Annotated in this window: 20 protein-coding genes; 19 read left to right on the top strand and 1 reads right to left on the bottom strand. The window is 35.7% G+C overall.

Features of this window, described 5'->3' with window-relative positions; all coding sequences use genetic code 11:
* Positions 1-21: 21 nt before the first annotated feature.
* Positions 22-516 carry a hypothetical protein gene (locus tag ACYQ3D_RS12130; protein WP_459838642.1) on the bottom strand — a complete coding sequence of 165 codons (495 nt, stop codon included), beginning with the start codon at positions 514-516 and terminating at the stop codon, positions 22-24.
* A gap of 119 nt (positions 517-635) precedes the next feature.
* On the opposite strand from ACYQ3D_RS12130, the gene ACYQ3D_RS12125 reads away from it, so the two are divergent.
* From ACYQ3D_RS12125 to ACYQ3D_RS12035, 19 genes are all read left to right on the top strand, one after another.
* Complete coding sequence (locus ACYQ3D_RS12125) at positions 636-917, top strand: hypothetical protein (protein WP_459838641.1); 282 nt, start codon at positions 636-638, stop codon at positions 915-917.
* 217 nt (positions 918-1,134) lie between these two features.
* On the top strand, positions 1,135-1,383 hold the full coding sequence (gene xseB / locus ACYQ3D_RS12120; RefSeq protein ID WP_459838640.1) for an exodeoxyribonuclease VII small subunit: 249 nt from the start codon (positions 1,135-1,137) through the stop codon (positions 1,381-1,383).
* On the top strand, positions 1,373-2,254 hold the full coding sequence (locus ACYQ3D_RS12115) for a polyprenyl synthetase family protein (protein WP_459838639.1): 882 nt from the start codon (positions 1,373-1,375) through the stop codon (positions 2,252-2,254). Before xseB ends, ACYQ3D_RS12115 begins: the two co-directional genes overlap by 11 nt.
* Before the next feature lie 29 nt (positions 2,255-2,283).
* The gene (gene dxs, locus ACYQ3D_RS12110; protein ID WP_459838638.1) at positions 2,284-4,149 is read left to right on the top strand and encodes a 1-deoxy-D-xylulose-5-phosphate synthase; all 1,866 of its coding nucleotides are present in this window, start codon (positions 2,284-2,286) and stop codon (positions 4,147-4,149) included.
* A gap of 1 nt (position 4,150) precedes the next feature.
* Entirely contained in the window at positions 4,151-4,966 is an 816-nt protein-coding gene (locus ACYQ3D_RS12105; protein WP_459838637.1) for a TlyA family RNA methyltransferase, read from the top strand.
* 11 nt (positions 4,967-4,977) lie between these two features.
* A complete protein-coding gene (locus ACYQ3D_RS12100) occupies positions 4,978-5,835 on the top strand; it encodes an NAD(+)/NADH kinase (protein ID WP_459838636.1) in 858 nt (285 codons plus the stop codon).
* Between the two features lie 17 nt (positions 5,836-5,852).
* Positions 5,853-6,308, top strand: a complete 456-nt coding sequence (gene argR / locus ACYQ3D_RS12095; RefSeq protein WP_459838635.1) for an arginine repressor — start codon at positions 5,853-5,855, stop codon at positions 6,306-6,308.
* Positions 6,309-6,324: 16 nt separating this feature from the next.
* On the top strand, positions 6,325-8,004 hold the full coding sequence (gene recN, locus ACYQ3D_RS12090; RefSeq protein WP_459838634.1) for a DNA repair protein RecN: 1,680 nt from the start codon (positions 6,325-6,327) through the stop codon (positions 8,002-8,004).
* 122 nt (positions 8,005-8,126) lie between these two features.
* Positions 8,127-9,452 (top strand): SpoIVB peptidase, encoded by a 1,326-nt coding sequence (gene spoIVB / locus ACYQ3D_RS12085; RefSeq protein ID WP_459838633.1) that lies wholly within the window; start codon positions 8,127-8,129, stop codon positions 9,450-9,452.
* 134 nt (positions 9,453-9,586) lie between these two features.
* The gene (gene spo0A, locus ACYQ3D_RS12080) at positions 9,587-10,387 is read left to right on the top strand and encodes a sporulation transcription factor Spo0A (RefSeq protein ID WP_459838632.1); all 801 of its coding nucleotides are present in this window, start codon (positions 9,587-9,589) and stop codon (positions 10,385-10,387) included.
* Positions 10,388-10,545: 158 nt separating this feature from the next.
* Entirely contained in the window at positions 10,546-11,664 is a 1,119-nt protein-coding gene (steA, locus tag ACYQ3D_RS12075) for a putative cytokinetic ring protein SteA (RefSeq protein WP_459838631.1), read from the top strand.
* 11 nt (positions 11,665-11,675) lie between these two features.
* A complete protein-coding gene (locus tag ACYQ3D_RS12070; protein ID WP_459838630.1) occupies positions 11,676-12,260 on the top strand; it encodes a copper transporter in 585 nt (194 codons plus the stop codon).
* Complete coding sequence (locus ACYQ3D_RS12065) at positions 12,253-12,918, top strand: glycosyltransferase family 2 protein (protein WP_459838629.1); 666 nt, start codon at positions 12,253-12,255, stop codon at positions 12,916-12,918. The genes ACYQ3D_RS12070 and ACYQ3D_RS12065 overlap by 8 nt, the downstream gene beginning before the upstream one ends.
* A 6-nt stretch (positions 12,919-12,924) precedes the next feature.
* Positions 12,925-13,734: a glycosyl transferase family 4 gene (locus ACYQ3D_RS12060; RefSeq protein ID WP_459838628.1), complete on the top strand. Its 810-nt coding sequence runs from the start codon at positions 12,925-12,927 to the stop codon at positions 13,732-13,734.
* A 105-nt stretch (positions 13,735-13,839) separates the two neighbouring features.
* Positions 13,840-15,357 carry a sodium-dependent transporter gene (locus ACYQ3D_RS12055; protein ID WP_459838627.1) on the top strand — a complete coding sequence of 506 codons (1,518 nt, stop codon included), beginning with the start codon at positions 13,840-13,842 and terminating at the stop codon, positions 15,355-15,357.
* 1 nt (position 15,358) lies between these two features.
* The gene (locus ACYQ3D_RS12050; protein WP_459838626.1) at positions 15,359-15,454 is read left to right on the top strand and encodes a MetS family NSS transporter small subunit; all 96 of its coding nucleotides are present in this window, start codon (positions 15,359-15,361) and stop codon (positions 15,452-15,454) included.
* Positions 15,455-15,562: 108 nt separating this feature from the next.
* Entirely contained in the window at positions 15,563-16,675 is a 1,113-nt protein-coding gene (locus ACYQ3D_RS12045; RefSeq protein WP_459838625.1) for a M20/M25/M40 family metallo-hydrolase, read from the top strand.
* Positions 16,676-16,826: 151 nt separating this feature from the next.
* Entirely contained in the window at positions 16,827-17,894 is a 1,068-nt protein-coding gene (locus ACYQ3D_RS12040; RefSeq protein WP_459838624.1) for a DUF3866 family protein, read from the top strand.
* Between the two features lie 11 nt (positions 17,895-17,905).
* Positions 17,906-18,445, top strand: coding sequence for an NUDIX hydrolase (locus tag ACYQ3D_RS12035; RefSeq protein WP_459838623.1), 540 nt, complete (start codon positions 17,906-17,908; stop codon positions 18,443-18,445).
* The last annotated feature ends 29 nt before the right edge of the window (positions 18,446-18,474 follow it).

The raw sequence follows: 18,474 nt of genomic DNA, 5'->3' as shown, positions 1-18,474 counted from the left end.
TAAGTGAGGATAAAAATCAGTTTATTCTTCGTTTTCTTCTTCTGGGTTATAAGGTTCAGATTTAACTGGTTCATTAGTCTCTTTAGTAGTTTCATTGGCTGAAGATTTGTTATTATTTTTTACTTGATTAAAGAGATTCATTAATTTAAGCAGGATTGATGGATCGAGTTTATTATCGCTATTATTACCAGAGTTTAATAGATTCATAATATTATCCAGCGGTAAGTCAGATTGATTATTATTATTCTGGTTATTATTACCTACAGAATTAATTAGTTGCTGGATCTGTTGAGAATTATTATTAGATGGATTATTAGAGTTATCGCCTACAAGATTGGATAGAGATGAGATATCTCCATCTTGAGCTATACTAACCACATTTAATAGATTCAGCAAGCCCAAAATACTAATCATTTTATTTGGTTCTAGTTGTTCTTGGGATTGGACATTAAGAACACTAAGTAATTTATCAACTGTTTGGGCTTCGGGAAAGAAAAGATAGTCATCTTGATACATCTAAATCCCTCCTTCTCTGTTATTAAATATATTAGTAACAATAAAAAAAATCACACTTTTTTTGATTTTTCATAGAATGTAATATAAAGAGCAGAGGAAATTTGAGGAGGGATAGTGATATGGCAAATGATGATTTTGAAGTGATAACAGAAGAAACAACTGATAACCAACAAGCTACTGATAGTCAACAAGCAATTACTGATTATCTTAATAGTGATTTTTTGTTATTATTAATTATCTTATTTATCTTCTTTCAAAAAACAGAGTCTTTTTCTAATCATCTTCAGACTTTAAATGATTATGTAAGTCAGATGAGAAATTATTTAGATACTGCTGATTCTACTTTACAGGCTTTAGACCAGGCAAGTCAAATTCCTAAGCAAAAATTAAATGATTTATAAAGGGCAACTGTAGTGGGTTGCTCTTTATTTATTTTAGGATTGCTAATATAGGGAAATGATTTATTTTTAGTCGTTGAAATGATATAATCATAGCGAAAGACTATTAGGGATAAACTAATAGGAAACAGCAGGAGATTTAATGCAGGGAATGAATTTCTAATCTAAAATAGATGTAGTGAATTATAGTAGTTAAGTGAGTGAGGAGTGGATTAAGGTTATGACTGATAATGAATTGTCTTTTGAAGAAGCAATGGAACAGTTAGAAGAAGTTGTTACTAAACTAGAAACTAAGGAATTATCTTTATCAGAATCACTAGACAAGTTTGCTACAGGAGTTAAATTGGCTAAGTTTTGTTCTACAAAGTTAGAGCAAGCAGAAGAAAAAATAAGAATTATTAAACAAGAGGCTAATGAAATTAAGATTGAACCATATCAGTTAGAAGGTGAGGCGAATAATGAAAATTAAGGAATTTCTAGAGACCAAAAGACAGTTGATTGATCAGGCTTTGGATAATTATTTACCAGTAGAAGATGACAAGCCTACTAAATTACACCAGGCCATGCGGTATAGTGTTTTGGCTGGAGGTAAAAGATTAAGACCTATTTTAACTTTAGTAGCAGCTAAATTAGTAGGAGGCAGTGATGATGATGTCTTACCAGCTGCTTGTGCTATAGAGTTGGTACATAATTATTCTTTAATTCATGATGATCTACCTTGTATGGATGATGATGATTATCGCCGGGGCCAACCTACCAACCATCAGGTATTTGGTACTGGTCTGGCTGTGTTAGCTGGAGATTCTTTATTGACTTTAGCTTTTGAGATGATGGCTCAGCTAGAACATCTCCCTAATGATAGAGTATTACAAGCTACAAATGAGTTAGCTGTTGCAGCAGGTAACCAAGGGATGGTAGGTGGACAAGTAGCAGATATAGAAGCTGAAACTAAACAGATTAGCAAACAAGAATTGGATTATATTCACCGGCATAAGACAGGGGCTTTATTAAAGTCAGCTGTTAGAATAGGCGGTGTTTTAGCTGGTGCTAATCAAGAAGAATTAGCTGCTTTTAGTACTTATGCTCAAAATTTAGGGTTAGCGTTTCAAATAGTTGATGATATCTTGGATATTGAAGGAGATGTTGCTACCTTAGGTAAAGATGTAGGAAGTGATTTAGACCGTCAGAAAGCTACATTTCCTGCTTTATATGGTTTGGAAGAGGCTAAAGAAAGAGCTCAAGAATTATGCCAGGAGGCCAAGGAAGCTGTCTGTATTTTTGGCCCAGAAGCAGAAATCTTATTGAGTTTGGCTGATTATATTATAGATCGAGATCATTAATAAGTATTTGTGGAAGGTGATTTGTAATTATGACTGATTTATTAGCCCAGATAGATAGACCTCAGGACTTAAATTCTTTAACAACTGAAAAATTATATTCTTTAGCAGAAGAAATCAGACAAGAGATTATTATTAATTTAGCTCAAACAGGTGGCCATTTAGCTTCTTCTTTAGGGGCAGTAGAGATTGTGTTGGCCCTTCATTCAGTTTTAGATAGTCCCCAGGATAAGATAGTCTGGGATGTAGGTCACCAAGCTTATGCCCATAAACTAATTACAGGCCGCCAAGAGGAGTTTGCTACTTTGCGTCAATTTAAAGGGATGAGTGGTTTTCCTAAGCAGGAAGAAAGTGAACATGATCATCTGGATGTGGGTCATAGTAGTACTTCCATTTCGGCTAGTTTAGGAATGGCTGCAGCTCGTGACTTACAAGGTAGTGAGGAAACTATAGTTTCCGTGATTGGCGATGGAGCTTTAACAGGAGGAATGGCTTTTGAAGCACTAAATCATGCTGGTGATTTAGATAAGGATTTAGTGGTAGTGCTAAATGATAATGAAATGTCTATCTCCCAAAATGTAGGAGCCGTCTCTAATTATCTGGATAAGTTACGGGCCAACCCTCAGCTACACCAGGCCGAGAGCGAAGTGCAAAAGTTAATTACTAAAATTCCTGCTTTAGGAAATCAGGTATTAAAGACGGCTGAGAAGGTAAAAGAAGTTATTAAATACTTAGTAGTTTCGGGGATTTTATTTGAGGAATTAGGTTTTACCTATCTAGGTCCTATAGATGGACATGATATTGATATCTTACAAGAACATATTACTCATGCTCAACAGATTGGTGGTCCAGTTTTAATCCATACTGTAACGCAGAAAGGAAAGGGTTATCCTCCAGCAGAAAAGAATCCTTCAGCTTATCATGGAGTTGGCCCGTTTAATATCAGAACCGGTAAAGCTAAGACGGAAAAGAAAGGGTTAACTTATACGCAAGCTTATAGTCAAACTTTACTTGATTTAGCTGAGGATGATGATGAGATTATAGCTATTACAGCTGCTATGGCTAAAGGGACTGGTGATTTCAAAGAGCACTTTCCGGATCGTTTCTTTGATGTAGGGATTGCCGAACAACATGCAGTAACTTTTGGGGCTGGTTTAGCTTTACAAGAGGCTAAGCCATTTGTGACTATTTATTCTACTTTTCTCCAACGAGCTTATGATCAAATCATCCATGATCTAGGTCTCCAACAGGCTCCTGTTAAATTAGCTTTAGATAGAGCTGGTTTGGTTGGTCGAGATGGAGAAACACATCATGGGGTATTTGATTTTGCTTATTTACGCCATGTGCCTAATATGACAGTTATGGCTCCTAAGGATGAAGCAGAATTACAGTCAATGGTCAAGACAGCAGCTAATTATCAAGCTGGTCCTATTGCTTTTAGATATCCTCGAGGAGCAGGAGTAGGAGTTGATTTAACAACCCCACAACTATTAGAAATTGGACAAGGAGAAGTTTTACGCCAGGGGGCTGACGGAGCAATCTTAGCTATTGGTTCTATGGTCTATCCTGCTCTATATGCGGCGCAAAAGTTAGCACCAACAGGAATTGATTTAACAGTAGTTAATAGTCGGTTTGTGAAACCGCTAGATCAGGAGTTGATTCTTGAGTTGGCCCAGAAACATGATTTTTTATTTACTATCGAAGAACATAATTTAGCTGGTGGATTTGGTAGTGCAGTAGCTGAGTTACTAGTGGATGCTAACCAACAAGTCGATCTAGAACGGATTGGATTGCCAGATGAATTTATAGAGCATGGTTCGCAGAGGGAATTAAAGGCAGAGTATGGATTAAATGTAGCCGGGATTCAAGATCAAATCAAGTCTAAAATGGAGGGATAAGATGGCCACTAAGGAACGACTAGATGTAGTAGTTAGAGATAGAGGACTTTTTCCCAGTCGGTCTAAAGCTAAACGAGCAATTATGGCCGGGTTAGTTTATGTCAATGATCAACAAGTTGATAAAGCAGGAACCCAGATAGATCTTACAGCTGATATTAGAGTTAAGGGCCAAGTCCATCCCTATGTTAGTCGGGGCGGTTTGAAATTAGAGAAGGCTTTAGAAGTTTTTGCGATTACTGTAGAGGGTAAGACTGTAGTTGATATTGGTGCTTCTACAGGAGGATTTACTGATTGTGCTTTACAAGAAGGCGCTGCTAAAGTATACGCTATTGATGTAGGTTATAATCAATTAGCCTGGAAATTACGTGATCACGAGCAGGTTGTTTGTATGGAACAGACTAATGCTCGGTATTTAGAAGCAGATGATATTGAAGAATTAGGTGATTTAGGAACAGTTGATGTAGCTTTTATTTCGTTAACTAAAATTTTGCCGGCTTTAACTAAGTTATTACAACCAACTGGAGAAATTGTAACTTTAATTAAACCTCAATTTGAAGCTGGCCCAGATAAGGTAGGAGCTAAAGGAGTAGTTAAAGATCCCCAAATCCACCAGGAGGTAATCCATAAGATCTTGGATTGTGCCTCTGAATTGGGATTGTCTCCTTTAGATCTCTCCTATTCTCCTATTACTGGTGGCAAAGGGCATAATATAGAATACTTGGCTTATTTTAGTTGTCAGCCAGAAGAGTCAGCAACTGACTGGGAGACTAAGGTAGCAAAAGTAGTTAGTAGAGCTCAACAAGATTTAAAGGAATAGGAGGTAGTCTTGTGGATAAGATAGCAATAATTGCTAATAAGAAAAAAGAAGCAACGCCTCGAGTTTTAGAACAGGTTTGTGATTTATTAGATGATTATAATCAGGATTATATTGTGGATGCAGCTAGTGCTGAATTATTGGCTAGACAAGTGGAGACTGTTAATTATGATCAATTAGTTTCCCAGGCAGAAGCGGTGATTATTCTCGGAGGAGACGGTACTTTTCTGAAGATAGCCCGTAATTTTGCTACTAGTGATGTAGCTTTACTAGGAATCAATTTAGGTAAATTAGGATTTTTAACTGATGTTGAAGTTGATAGATTAGCCGAAGGACTAGAAAAGCTAATGGCTGGAGACTATAATATTGAAGAGCGAATGATGTTACAAGGAGAAGTGATTAGAGAGGGTGAGGTTATCAATAAGACAGTAGCAGCTAATGATATTGTCGTAACTAAAGGTCCTTTTGCTCGGATTATAAATTTAAAGACTAAGATAGATGATCAAGTGCTAGCTACTTATCCGGCTGATGGGTTAATTATAGCTTGTCCTACAGGGTCTACAGCTTATTCTTTATCAGCTGGGGGGCCAATTGTTAGTCCTCGCTTGGATTCATTAATTATAACTCCTATTTGTCCTCATACTCTACATGCTCGATCAATTGTGGTTCGCGAGGATGAGGAAATAGAGGTGCAAGTAGAAGCTGATCACCAACAGGTGGTGTTGACTGTTGATGGGCAGAATACTTTTAATTTAGCCTCCCAAGATATAGTGCGGGTTAGTAAATCAGAGCTAGTGATTAAACTAATTAAATTAAATGATTATAATTTTTATCAGGTATTACGCAATAGATTACAGGATAATGAATTTTAACAGTTAGGAGGGGTACAATGAAGAGTAAACGACAACTAAAGATTATTGAATTAGTCCAAGAAGAAGATATCCAAACGCAAGCAGAATTGGCTACTAGATTACAAGCAGCCGGGATTGAAGTTACTCAGGCAACTGTATCTCGAGATATCAAACAGATAGGTTTAATTAAAGTTCCTATGGATCAGGGCGGTTATAAGTATTCATTGCCACCTCAACATCAGGAGAAGGTTAATGTAGAAGGACGAATGAGAAGAATGTTCCAAGATTCAGTTGTAGGTATTGACTATAGTGAAAATTTGATTGTAGTTAATACTTTACCAGGTACTGCTCAAGGAATAGCTTCTTTATTTGATAATAGTGATTTAGAACATGTAATCGGAACTATTGCTGGGGATGACACTGTACTATTGGTGGTTAAGCCTATAGAAGCTGTTAGTCAAGTGATGAATAGTCTAGAAGAACTTAGGGGTTAAAAGGAGGCTTAAGGGTGTGTTATCTAACTTAATAATTAAGAATTTTGCAGTAATTGATCAGGTGGAATTGGAGTTAACAACAGGATTTAATATTTTGACAGGTGAGACAGGGGCAGGTAAGTCAGTTATTATTAAAGCTTTACGGATGTTACTAGGAGAACGAGCTTCTACAGATTTTATTAGGCAAGGAAAGAATAAAGCTTTGATTGAAGGTTGTTTTGATATTAGTAATCAGCAAGTAGTACAGGATAAATTAGTGGACTTAGGAATTGAAGTCCCAACAGATCAAAATTTGATTTTGACGCGAGAAATTAGTCATACTGCTAATAATAAATCCCGAGTTAATGGTCGGATTGTAACTCTAGATGTTACAAGAGAAATTAGTGATTATTTAATTGATATACATACCCAACATGAATACCAGCGCCTATTATCAACTACCGACCAGCTTGATATTTTAGATCAGTTAGGTACTAGTCGTTTACTAGAGCTAAAAGAAAAGATCAGTGCTATTTATCACCAATTAAAAGTAAAAGAAGAACAGCTAGCTGAACTAAACCAGAACCAAAAAGAAAGAGAGCGCCGAATCGATTTATTAAAATTTCAGTTGAGTGAGATTGAAGAGGCAGATTTAAAGCCAGGTGAAGAAGCAGATTTGCTGGCAGAAAGAAAGAAATTAAGCAATGCTGAAGAACTAAATCAAACGTTAGTTAATATTTATAATCAATTATCTGCTAGTGATTACCAAACTTCGGCTATTGTTGATCAATTACAGCAGCTGAGTAAAGAGCTAGAGAGTTTAGTTGATATTGATAGTGAGTTAGAAGAGTTAGCTACTTCTTTTAGAGATGTAATTTATAAGTTGGAGGATTTATCCTTCCAGATTAATGATTATCAGGCTAGTCTAGAATTTAACCAACAAAGATTAACAGTTGTGCAAGATAGATTAAAGTTGATTAATGACCTTAAACGCAAGTATGGTGATAGTATTAGTGATATTTTAGATTATTATGCAGAAATTAAAGAAGAATTGGATAAACTACAAAATAGTAAACAACGAAAGAAAAAAATAAAGTTAGAAAAAGAAGAATTAGAGGAAGAATATTTCAGCTTAGCTACTGATTTATCGCAGTTAAGAAAAGAGGTAGCAACTAAATTAGAAGATGAAATTTTAACTGAGTTAAGTGATCTGGCAATTAAAGAAGCTAACTTTAAAGTTGCTTTTAGTAAGCGAGAGGAATTTAGTGCTTTTGGTTTAGATAAAATTAAGTTTCTGTTGGCTCCTAATCCAGGTTCTGAATTAAAATCTTTAGCGGATATTGCTTCTGGTGGTGAGCTATCTCGAGTGATGTTAGTTTTAAAATCAATTTTAGCTCAACAAGAAGGAATTTTTACCCTAGTATTTGATGAGATTGATGCTGGAATTGGTGGTCGAGTAGCTAAGTTAGTAGCAGCTAAATTAACTTCTTTAGCTGAGGATTATCAATTATTATGTATTACGCATCTACCGCAGATTGCTTGTCAAGCTGATAAACATTATTTGATTACTAAACAAGTAACTGAGGGAGTAACTTCCACTGAAATTGCTCCTTTAGGTCAAAAAGAACAGATTAAAGAATTAGCTCGGATGTTAGATGGTAGTTTGGATCAGACTGCTTTAGAGCATGCTAAAGAACTTTTGGTCGCTGAGAGTTAGATATTGTTAACTAATAATTGAATAGCAAGTCTGTAATCAGGGTAATTTTAAAAATGAACTAGTTAAATTTAGCGGATTGTTTAAGAAGCTACACAGGTGGGGTTGTGTAGGAGTGGAACTAAATGAAAAAACATTGCAGACTTGCTATAATTGGCTTGGCCCTAGTGTTAACGTTATCTTTATCATTTCCTACACTAGTATCTTTTCTTGGCTTGCCTAATTATTGTCAGATAATCCAAGGAACAGAACAACAATTAAATATTAATCTGCCAGGGGAAGTTTTAGTCAGTTCCAGTGATGATGCTCAACTACAGGTTAATGGCAATTCCTTAACTAAACAAGGGGTAGATGTTAGTTTAGATGAGCCAGTAGCCATTAAAGCCTTAGATATAGGACAGTATGATCTTGAGTTTAATTTATTTGGCTTTATTCCATTGCAGAAAATGATAGTTAATGTGCTACCTAAGGTGGAAGTGATCCCGGGTGGTCATTCTATTGGTGTTATTTTAGAATCAGAAGGGATTATGGTAGTTAAAAATTCCTATGTGCAGACTAATAGGGAACAAAAGAGGTTTCCAGCTCAAGAAGCAAATATAGAAGTGGGAGATCGTATCTTAGAGGTGAATAGTAGACAAATCAAGAATAAACGTCATCTAGCCCAGTTGATTCATAAATTAGGTCAGCAAAAAGAACAGTTACGATTGAAGATCAAAAAACAGAGTGGTAAGCTTGTTTTTAGAACAGTTACACCTGTTCAGAATAAAGATGGATATTATATGATTGGTATTTATGTTGATGATGGTGCTTCTGGAGTAGGAACTATGTCTTTTTATGATCCTGATTCAGGCTATTATGGTGCTTTGGGGCATATGATTACTGAGGCTAATACTCGGTTTAAGATTGATGTAGGAGGTGGAGAAATTGTTAGAGCTAATATCTCTGGCATCAATCGCGGTCAAGAAGGAAATCCTGGGCAAAAGTTAGGTACTTTTTTTAATGATGAAGGAGTATTAGGGACTATTACAAAGAATAATCGGTTTGGAATTTACGGTAAGTTATCCCAAAAACCTGAGAACCCTTATTTTAAGAAACCTATTCCTGTAGCGAGTTCGACAGAAGTTAAAGAAGGACCAGCTAAGATGTATACAGTTATTGAAGAAAAAAAGATTAGTGAATTTCAGGTGCAAATTGAAGAAGTTAGAAGACAAAATAAGCCGACAGAAAAAGGGTTAATAGTCAAAATAACTGATTCTGAGTTACTAGACCAGACTGGAGGTATTATTCAAGGTATGAGTGGCAGTCCTATCGTTCAGGATGGGAAATTAGCAGGGATTGTAACTCATGTTTTTGTTAATGATTCAACTCGCGGTTATGGAATATTGGCCCAGTGGATGGTAATGGAATCAGGCTTTTTAGAAGCAGATAAAACCAGAGAACCAGTTTCTTAGTTCTCTGGTTTTATGCATTATTACAAACTTATATAACTAATTTTATAATTTTGTGCATTAATTAACAGGAATTTTATCTAAAATATGGAATTAATAATAATAGATATCTATATTATTTGTTAGGAGGGATATATATGAGTGAAGATAATTCTACGACGAAAGTATTATTGGCTGATGATAATAAGGAATTCTGTAATTTATTAGAAGAATACTTAGGGCAAAGAGAAGAATTTGAGGTTGTAGGCACTGCTAATGATGGAACAGAGGTGCTAGAAATAGTTGATAAGATAGAACTTGATGTTTTAGTATTAGATATTATTATGCCTCACTTAGATGGAGTTGGGGTCTTAGAAGAATTACATAATCAAGATAGAATAGCAGAATTTAAAGTTATTATGTTAACTGCTTTTGGCCAAGAAGATTTAACTCAACGAGTAGTTAACTTAGGAGCTGATTATTATATTCTTAAGCCTTTTGATTTAGATAAACTAGCTACTAGAATCAAACAGGTAACTAATCCTGTTGCTAATAATTCTCAGGCTTCTGTTGTTCAAGGCCAACAAAAGCAGACTAGGAATGAACCTAATATTGAAGAAAGAATTACCGAAATTATGCACCAGATTGGAGTTCCAGCTCACATTAAAGGTTACTTATATTTACGAAAAGCTATTGAATTAGTAATTGCTGATATAGAATTACTAGGAGCAGTAACTAAGAAATTATATCCTGCTGTAGCAGAGGAATTTGATACAACTGCTAGTCGAGTAGAAAGGTCTATCCGCCATGCTATTGAAGTTTCCTGGAAGAACGGAAATATCAAAGCAATTAATAAGTTATTTGGCAATTCTGTTACTAGTTCTAGCGGGAAACCTACTAATTCCCAATTTGTTGCTAAGATAGCTGATAAAATTAGAATTGAATTAAGAGCTAGTTAGAGAAAAAGCACCTCTTTGAGGTGCTTTTTTATTTTTTATAGTTACCTTTCAGTTAGTAACTAACTACTAAGCTACCTATTATTAGCAGTATGATGAGACACTATTCAATATATACTAAAGATAGAAGTAAAGGATAGTTCAGCTAGGAGGTTGCTAGTATGCAACTATGTGGTAGAGTTAGATTGGGGACTAAAACTAAGGATTTAGTTAAGGAATTAACTGCTGGGGAGATCGCAGTTATCAAACATCAAGATCTGGATTATTTAGCTGCGCAATCTTTATTAGAGGTGGGAGTGAAAGCAATAATCAATGCTAGTTCTTCTATTAGTGGTAAGTACCCTAATTTAGGTCCCCAAAAGATATTAGCAGCTGGAATTCCGATTATTGATCAGGTAGGCAAAGAAATCTTTAGTCTGTTAGATACAGGAGATAAGGTAGAGATCAAAGATGGTGAGATTATAAGTGCAGGCCAGTTAGTAGCTTGTGGTCAAGTACTGACTTTAGATGGAGTAAAAGATAGATTACAGGATATTAGGGCCAACTTAGAAGAAGAATTGAGCAAATTTATAGATAATACGTTAGATTACGCTAAAGAAGAAAAAAACCTGATTTTGGATTTAGATACTCCCGAGATAAATACTAACTTAGAAGATGAGGATGTTTTGATTGTAGTCAGAGGCAAGGATTATCGCCAGGATTTAGAGACAGTAACCTCTTATATTAAACAAGTCCAGCCTGTTTTAATTGGTGTTGATGGTGGAGCAGATGCTTTAGTGGAGTATGGTTTTCAGCCCGATATTATAATTGGGGATATGGATAGTGTTAGTGATCGAGTATTAGCTTCCGGGGCTGAGTTGGTTGTTCATGCCTATCCAGATGGTACTGCTCCTGGACTGGAGAGGATCGAAAAGTTGGATTTAGGGGCGCAAAAGTTTCCTGCTCCAGGTACTAGTGAAGATATTGCTATGTTGCTTGCTTTTGAACAAGGTGCTGAACTGATTGTAGCTGTTGGGACTCATACACATATGATTGATTTCTTAGAAAAGGGGAGACCAGGAATGGCTAGTACTTTTTTAGTTCGACTCAAAGTAGGTAATAAATTAGTTGATGCTAAAGGAGTTAATAAGTTATATAATACTACCCTCCAACCTAAGCATCTAGGCCAATTAATAGTTGCTTCTCTAATCCCGATTATAGTTATTATGGCTGTTTCTCCTCCAGCTCAACAATTATTCCGGCTGTTAGTTATTAGACTACGACTTAGTTTAGGGTTGTAGGGGGGGATAAGATGTTAATTGATCTGAGATATCATATTATTACAGTAGTGATTATATTTATTACTCTGGGAATTGGAATTTTAATTGGTAGTACTATGGTAGGCAATGATTTAATTATTGAACAACAACAGAGTCTAATCAATAATCTAGAACAAAATTTGACTGATTTACGGAATAAAAATACAACTTTTAAGACTAGGATCCAAGAATTAGAAGCTAAATTAGCTACTAACTTAGAATTTCAGGAGACAATTCTACCTTTAGTAGTCCAAGAGCAACTTGCTGAGCAACGGTTATTATTGTTGTTAGGTGATAATATAAATCCTAATTTACGCCAGAAGGTAGAAAAAATTCTCGAGTTGGCTGATATTGACCAGCTAAAAATAATTAGTGATAGAAGAGAATTAAACCAGGAGTTTCAAAAGATTTTGTTATTAGGACAAGTTGAAGAATCGTTGGTTGAAAAGTTAGAGCAAAACCAACAGATTATTCAGGTGGATAAAGAAGAATTACAAAGCAGCTCCGATTTAATAAAGTTAGTCTTCCAATTGACCCCCCAAGATTTGAATCAGGTAAGGAGTGTAGACTTTGAATAACCAGATTATAGCTTTACTTCCTGCTTATAACGAAGAGGAAAGAATTAGTAGTACTATTCAGGCAGTAGCTCAGATAGAGTTAGTCGATGAGGTCATAGTGGTTGATGATGGTTCAACTGATAATACTTGTAACCAGGCTAAAGAAGCTGGAGCTAGGACTTTTCACTTAGCTACTAACCAAGGGAAAGGTGCTGCTTTAAATTATGGTTTAGAGAGGATTAGAGGCGATATTATCCTGTTGCTTGATGCTGATTTAGAGGAGTCAGCTAGAGAAGCTAAAAAGTTAGTGGCTCCTGTGATGGCTGGAGAAGCTGATATGGCAATAGGGAAGTTTCCTCCAGCTAAGAAACAAGGAGGTTGTGGTTTAGTTAAAGGATTAGCTAATTGGGGACTAGAGCAGATGACTAAGCAAGAATTTCAGACCCCTTTATCTGGTCAGCGAGCTGTGACTTGGGAAGTAATCGAGGAGATTAATGGATTTGCTACTGGCTTTGGAGTGGAAGTAGCCCTAACTATTGATGCTCATCAAGCTGGCTTTGAGATTATTGAGGTTCCTGTTCAGATGAGTCATCGGGAAACAGGCCGGGATTTAGCTGGCTTTTGGCATAGAGGAAAGCAGTTTAAAGATATACTCCAGGTATTGCAAGTAAGGATGTGACAAAAGATGGTACCTTGGCTAGTAATACTAGGTTTAAGCATTTTATTAAGTAAGGTAGGGTTCCAGCTGATTCCACAATTATTACGTGAAGGAGGGATGTTGGCCCGGAATTATCAAGATCAAGAAGTGCCTGTAGGATATGGTTTGCTATTTAGCTTGAATTTTTTAATTATTTTGATAATTAGTTCGCTGCTAGGTTATTATAGAGCGGAAGTAATTAATAGATTATTAATTTTAGTGTTGACTATGACTGTAGTAGGGGTTTTAGATGATACATTAGGAAATCAGGATAGTCAAGGTTTTGTAGGGCATTTTAGGACTTTTTTGTATGATGCTAAGTTAACAACAGGGGTGATTAAGGCTAGTGTTAGTTTATTAGTAGTTGTATTTATTAATTTTTATTGGCAGTCAAGTTGGTTAGAAGTAATAGTAGCTAGCGGAGTAATCTTACTGACTACTAATTTTTTTAATTTGTTGGACTTAAGACCGGGAAGAGCTCTTAAGGTTGCTTTATTGTTTTCTAGTTGGATTCTCTTATTTAGTTCTAAATTAAGATTATTATTAGGAGCGTTAGTAATCATTATTTTATTTGGGTTATCTTTTGATTTGCAGCTAAAAGGAATGATGGGTGATGTAGGAGCTAATGTATTGGGGACGATAATTGGCTTTGCTATGGTAAGTAATTATTCTCTAGTTATCCAAGCTATCCTTCTGTTGGGATTGATAATAGTTCATATTTATACAGAATTTTATTCTTTATCGGATTTAATTGCCCAGAATAAAGTTTTAAATTATTTTGATCAGTTAGGGCGTTGAAATCCTTCATTTAAGGTTGACGAAAATAGTCATAAATTATATAATGAATAGGTAGTTATTTAGCGAGTAGTAGATAATATAGTGAAAAACAAGGAGGAAAAGAGTATGGAGCAGCAAGAAGAAGATCGTGACCAGTGGGGAAGTAGAATTGGCTTTATTTTGGCAGCTATAGGATCAGCAGTTGGTTTGGGAAATATCTGGCGTTTTCCGTATATGGCATATGAAAACGGTGGAGGAGCTTTTTTAATCCCTTATTTCTTTGCTTTGTTAACAGCAGGAGTTCCGTTATTAATTTTAGAAATGGGATTAGGACATAAGATGCGTGGTTCAGCTCCTTTATCTTTTAGAAAAATTAAGGAGAAGTACGAAACAATTGGTTGGTGGGCAGTGCTTATTACCTTTATAGTAACTGTTTATTATTCAGTAGTTATATCGTGGGCTGTTAATTTTATGTTTTTAGCTATCAACCAAGGTTGGGGATCTCAACCTGATAGTTTCTTCTTTAAAGATTTTTTACAGATGACTCAGTTTTGGCAGATTGGAAGCATTAGAGTTAATGTCTTAGCTGGTTTAGCAGCTGTTTGGGGCTTAAATTATATTATTTTATATAATGGTATTAAATCAGGAATTGAGAAAGCCGCCAAAGTATTTATGCCTATTTTAGCTGTTTTAGTTATTTTAATTACAGTTAGAGGTATTACTTTGCCCGGTGCTTTAAATGGGATGAATCAGTTTTTACAACCTGATTTTTCTGTCTTGATGAATCCTAGTGTCTGGGTTAGTGCTTATGGTCAGGTATTCTTTACTTTAAGTTTAGGTTTCGGAATTATGATAGCTTATGCTAGTTATTTACCTAAAAAATCAGATGTTGTCAATAATGCCTTTATTACTACTTTTGCTAATAGTGGCTTTAGTTTTTTAGCTGGTATAGGAGTTTTTGGAATTTTAGGTTATATGGCCCAAGTACAAGATGTTCCTTTTAATGAAGTTGTTAGTGATGGAATGGGACTAGCCTTTGTTGCTTTCCCGCAAGCAATTAATTTATTACCTGGATTTAAAGGAGTTTTTGGGGTTCTATTCTTTTTATGCTTAGTTATTTCTGGATTATCATCAACGATGTCACTAATAGAAGCTTTCTCATCTTCAATTATGGATAAATTCCAGCTAACTAGAAAACAAGCCATTTCCTCAGTTTGTGGAGTAGGCTTTTTAGCTAGTACAATTTATGCTACTGGGATGGGATTAGTTGTGTTAGATGTAGTAGATCAGTGGATGAACAATTATAATTTAGTAGTTATTGGCTTTGTTGAATGTTTATTACTTGGTTACTTTTGGGACTTAGATGAAATTAAAACACATGTTAATCAGGTTTCAGACTTTAAAATTGGTAGCTGGTGGAAAGTAGCTATTAAATATGTAACTGCTTTAGTATTAGCTATTAGTTTAGTTAGTAAGTTGCAAGGTGAATTAACTTCTTTATATAATGGTTACCCACTTAGTGCTATCCTAACTTTAGGTTGGGGAATGACATTTGGCTTAATCATTATTGCTTACTTTATGAGCCGTGTAAAATGGAATCAAGAAATTGAAGCTGATACAGATAAATTAAAGGAGGATATCTAGGATGAGTATAGGAGCTTGGATTATGCTAATATTTGGTTCTACTACATTATTAGGTGGATTGAGTATCTGTTTAAGTATTGCCTTAAAGAAACAATAAACAATTAATCACTCTAGCTTGGGGAGACCTAAGCTAGAGTTTTTTTATTAAATAGAGGAATGACAAAATTAATATAAAGAGAATAATTAAATAATAGGAGGCGGTATTATGGACCATGAACAAGTAATTAATAGGTTTAAAGAACTAGTCCAGATAGATAGTATTTCCCATCAAGAAGGTAAGTTAGCAGATCAGTTAGTTGATGTGTTAACTGATTTAGGATTGGAAGTTAGACAGGATAATGCTGGAGAAGAGACTGGTGGGGAAACTGGAAATATTATAGCTAAATTACCAGGTGTTGCAGAGAAACCAAGTCTATTACTCAGTGCTCATTTGGATACAGTTACGCCAGGTCAGGATATTAAACCAGTTATTACAGATGGTGTGATTTATAGCCAAGGAGATACTATATTAGGAGCAGATGATAAAGCAGGAATTGTAGCTATTATAGAAGCATTGCGGATAATTAAAGAACGGAATCTTGCCCATGGTGATTTAGAGATTGTATTTACTATTGGAGAAGAGGTGGGATTATTAGGTTCTAAAAGTTTGGATTATAGTCTATTAGAGGCTGATTTTGGTATTACTTATGATTCTAGTGGTTCAGTAGGGACAATTATTACGCAAGCTCCTGCTCAAAATAAACTTAAGGTTAAGGTAGAGGGGAAGTCATCTCATGCAGGTATTAACCCTAGTTCAGGGGTTAATTCTATTAAAGTAGCTAGTCTAGCTATCTCTAATATGAATTTAGGTCAGATTGATAGTGAAACAACAGCTAATATTGGCGTGATTAAAGGGGGCCAAGCGACAAATATTGTTCCTGACTTAGTCGAGTTAGAAGGAGAAGTTAGAAGTAGAGAGGAAAAAAAGTTAGAACAGCAGACAGATCATATGGTGGATTTATTTAAACAGGCAGCTCGTAAGTATCAAGCCCAGATTGAGGTTGATAGACAACGGATGTATTCTGCTTTTAAATTAGCAAGGAATAGTCCTATTGTTGATACAGCTATTAAAGCTGCTCATAATTTAGGTATTAAGCCTGAATTACAAGCCACTGGTGGAGGTAGTGATGCTAATGTATTTAATGATTATGGGATTCCTACTATTAATATTGGAGTGGGGATGGAAGAGGTTCATTCCACTGCAGAAAAAATTAAAGTTTCAGAACTATTAACTGCTGTTAAATATTCTGTAACTTTAATCCAACAGGTGGCTAATTAATATAAAGAAGTTTCCTCTAATAATTTAGCTAGCGACTGTAAATAATAACAGTTAGACTATTGTACAGAAACATAAATACTGGTCAGGAAGCATATTATCTTATATAAATACTGTTTATTATTATCTTGGGTAGCTAAAATGGAGGTTAGTAATGATAGAAACACGAGAAGGCCAAGTGCTAGAGATTTTAGAGGAAGATTCTGCTGTGACTAAAGTGGAGCTACTAGTTGAAGGACAAAACAGAAAGGCTATTAACTATAATCAGTTGACAGGGCCAATAAGTAGAGGGGATCAGGTAGTAGTTAATACAACAGCAGTTAGTTTGGATTTAGGAACAGGAGGATGGGATTTTGTCCTCTGGATTAAAGGATGTAAGTCCGAATTACAAGAGCAAGGCCATATTATGAAATTGCGGTATACGCCTTATCAATTACAGACTTGTAGTTTAGCAGAAGAGGAGAGCCCTCACTACCAGGCTATGCAAGCCTTTACTTCTTTAGAACAAACTCCAGTAGTAGTAGGCACTTTACATAGTATGTTACCTGCTATTGTGACTATGGCTCGCGCAAGAAAGTCCAAACTAAAAATTGCTTATATTATGACTGATGGAGCAGCTTTACCTATCAAATTTAGTAATTTAGTTGATTATCTGACAGAGGTTAATTTAATTGATGCTACTATTACCAGTGGTCATGCCTTTGGTGGGGATTTAGAGGCAGTTAATATTTATTCGGCCTTAATAGGAGCTTATCAAGTGGTTAATGCTGATCTAATTGTAGTAACTATGGGGCCTGGTATTGTAGGTACTGGGACTAAGTATGGTTTTAGTGGGACTGAACAAGCTGATATTTTACATGCAGTTACAGCATTAGCTGGGAGGGCAATTGCTGTACCACGAGTTAGCTTTGCTGCTACTAGAGAACGTCACTATGGCTTAAGTCATCACAGTCAGACTAATTTAGGAGAGTTAACTTTAGTGGAGTGTATTCTGGGATTGCCTAAGTTAGCTGCTGCTAAGAGAGAGTTGCTCCGCCAACAGGTAGCTGCTTCAGGGTTAGCAGAGCAACACCAAATCATTTATCAATCCGGAGCGGAAATCATTCCCGAACTACAGAAGTTAGATTGTAATTTAACAACTATGGGCCGCGATTTAGAAGAGGCTAAGGAATATTTTATAACAGCAGGAATAGCAGGTAAAATTGCTGCTGAAAATAAATAGGGGGGAGATTAGTGGCTGATTTAACTGAAGAGTTTCTAGGCAGTACTAAACTATATGAAGGAAGAATAATAACCCTCAAACTAACAGAGGTAGAGTTACCTAATGGTCAGACTGCTAATCGAGAGGTGGTAGAACATGATGGTAGTGTAGCTATTATTCCTTACCAAGATGGTAAAGTAACTTTGGTAGAGCAATTTAGAACGGCAACTGCAGAAACTTTATTAGAACTGCCAGCAGGCAAGATAGAGACTCAGGAGAAGATAATAGAGTCAGCTCGGAGAGAATTAGAAGAGGAAACAGGTTATCGAGCTGGATCATATAAGAAGTTGTATCAATTTTATACTACTCCAGGCTTTACTAATGAGCAGATTACACTCTATTTGGCTACAGATTTATCCCAGTATAAGCAACAGACTGAGGCAGATGAGTTTTTAGCTCTGCGAGAGCTAACTATAGACCAGATTAGAGAAAGGTTGAACCAGGGCAGCTTTAAGGATGCTAAAACAATTATTGGTTTACAGTATCTATTACAGTTGTTAGATAATAAATAATAGATTAATTCTATTAGAAGGGAGAGACT

The sequence above is a fragment of the Halanaerobaculum tunisiense genome, assembly GCF_054657635.1.
Note: the sequence above shows the minus strand (reverse complement) of the source record. Positions and strands in the feature narration are given on the sequence as shown.

Bases quoted from the DNA above. Each gene is read 5' to 3' on its own strand.
- ACYQ3D_RS12130 (WP_459838642.1), bottom strand. From the start codon at position 516: ATGTATCAAGATGACTATCTTTTCTTTCCCGAAGCCCAAACAGTTGAT.
- ACYQ3D_RS12125 (WP_459838641.1), top strand. From the start codon at position 636: ATGGCAAATGATGATTTTGAAGTGATAACAGAAGAAACAACTGATAAC.
- xseB (WP_459838640.1), top strand. From the start codon at position 1,135: ATGACTGATAATGAATTGTCTTTTGAAGAAGCAATGGAACAGTTAGAA.
- ACYQ3D_RS12115 (WP_459838639.1), top strand. From the start codon at position 1,373: ATGAAAATTAAGGAATTTCTAGAGACCAAAAGACAGTTGATTGATCAG.
- dxs (WP_459838638.1), top strand. From the start codon at position 2,284: ATGACTGATTTATTAGCCCAGATAGATAGACCTCAGGACTTAAATTCT.
- ACYQ3D_RS12105 (WP_459838637.1), top strand. From the start codon at position 4,151: ATGGCCACTAAGGAACGACTAGATGTAGTAGTTAGAGATAGAGGACTT.
- argR (WP_459838635.1), top strand. From the start codon at position 5,853: ATGAAGAGTAAACGACAACTAAAGATTATTGAATTAGTCCAAGAAGAA.
- spoIVB (WP_459838633.1), top strand. From the start codon at position 8,127: ATGAAAAAACATTGCAGACTTGCTATAATTGGCTTGGCCCTAGTGTTA.
- spo0A (WP_459838632.1), top strand. From the start codon at position 9,587: ATGAGTGAAGATAATTCTACGACGAAAGTATTATTGGCTGATGATAAT.
- steA (WP_459838631.1), top strand. From the start codon at position 10,546: ATGCAACTATGTGGTAGAGTTAGATTGGGGACTAAAACTAAGGATTTA.
- ACYQ3D_RS12070 (WP_459838630.1), top strand. From the start codon at position 11,676: ATGTTAATTGATCTGAGATATCATATTATTACAGTAGTGATTATATTT.
- ACYQ3D_RS12060 (WP_459838628.1), top strand. From the start codon at position 12,925: ATGGTACCTTGGCTAGTAATACTAGGTTTAAGCATTTTATTAAGTAAG.
- ACYQ3D_RS12055 (WP_459838627.1), top strand. From the start codon at position 13,840: ATGGAGCAGCAAGAAGAAGATCGTGACCAGTGGGGAAGTAGAATTGGC.
- ACYQ3D_RS12050 (WP_459838626.1), top strand. From the start codon at position 15,359: ATGAGTATAGGAGCTTGGATTATGCTAATATTTGGTTCTACTACATTA.
- ACYQ3D_RS12045 (WP_459838625.1), top strand. From the start codon at position 15,563: ATGGACCATGAACAAGTAATTAATAGGTTTAAAGAACTAGTCCAGATA.
- ACYQ3D_RS12040 (WP_459838624.1), top strand. From the start codon at position 16,827: ATGATAGAAACACGAGAAGGCCAAGTGCTAGAGATTTTAGAGGAAGAT.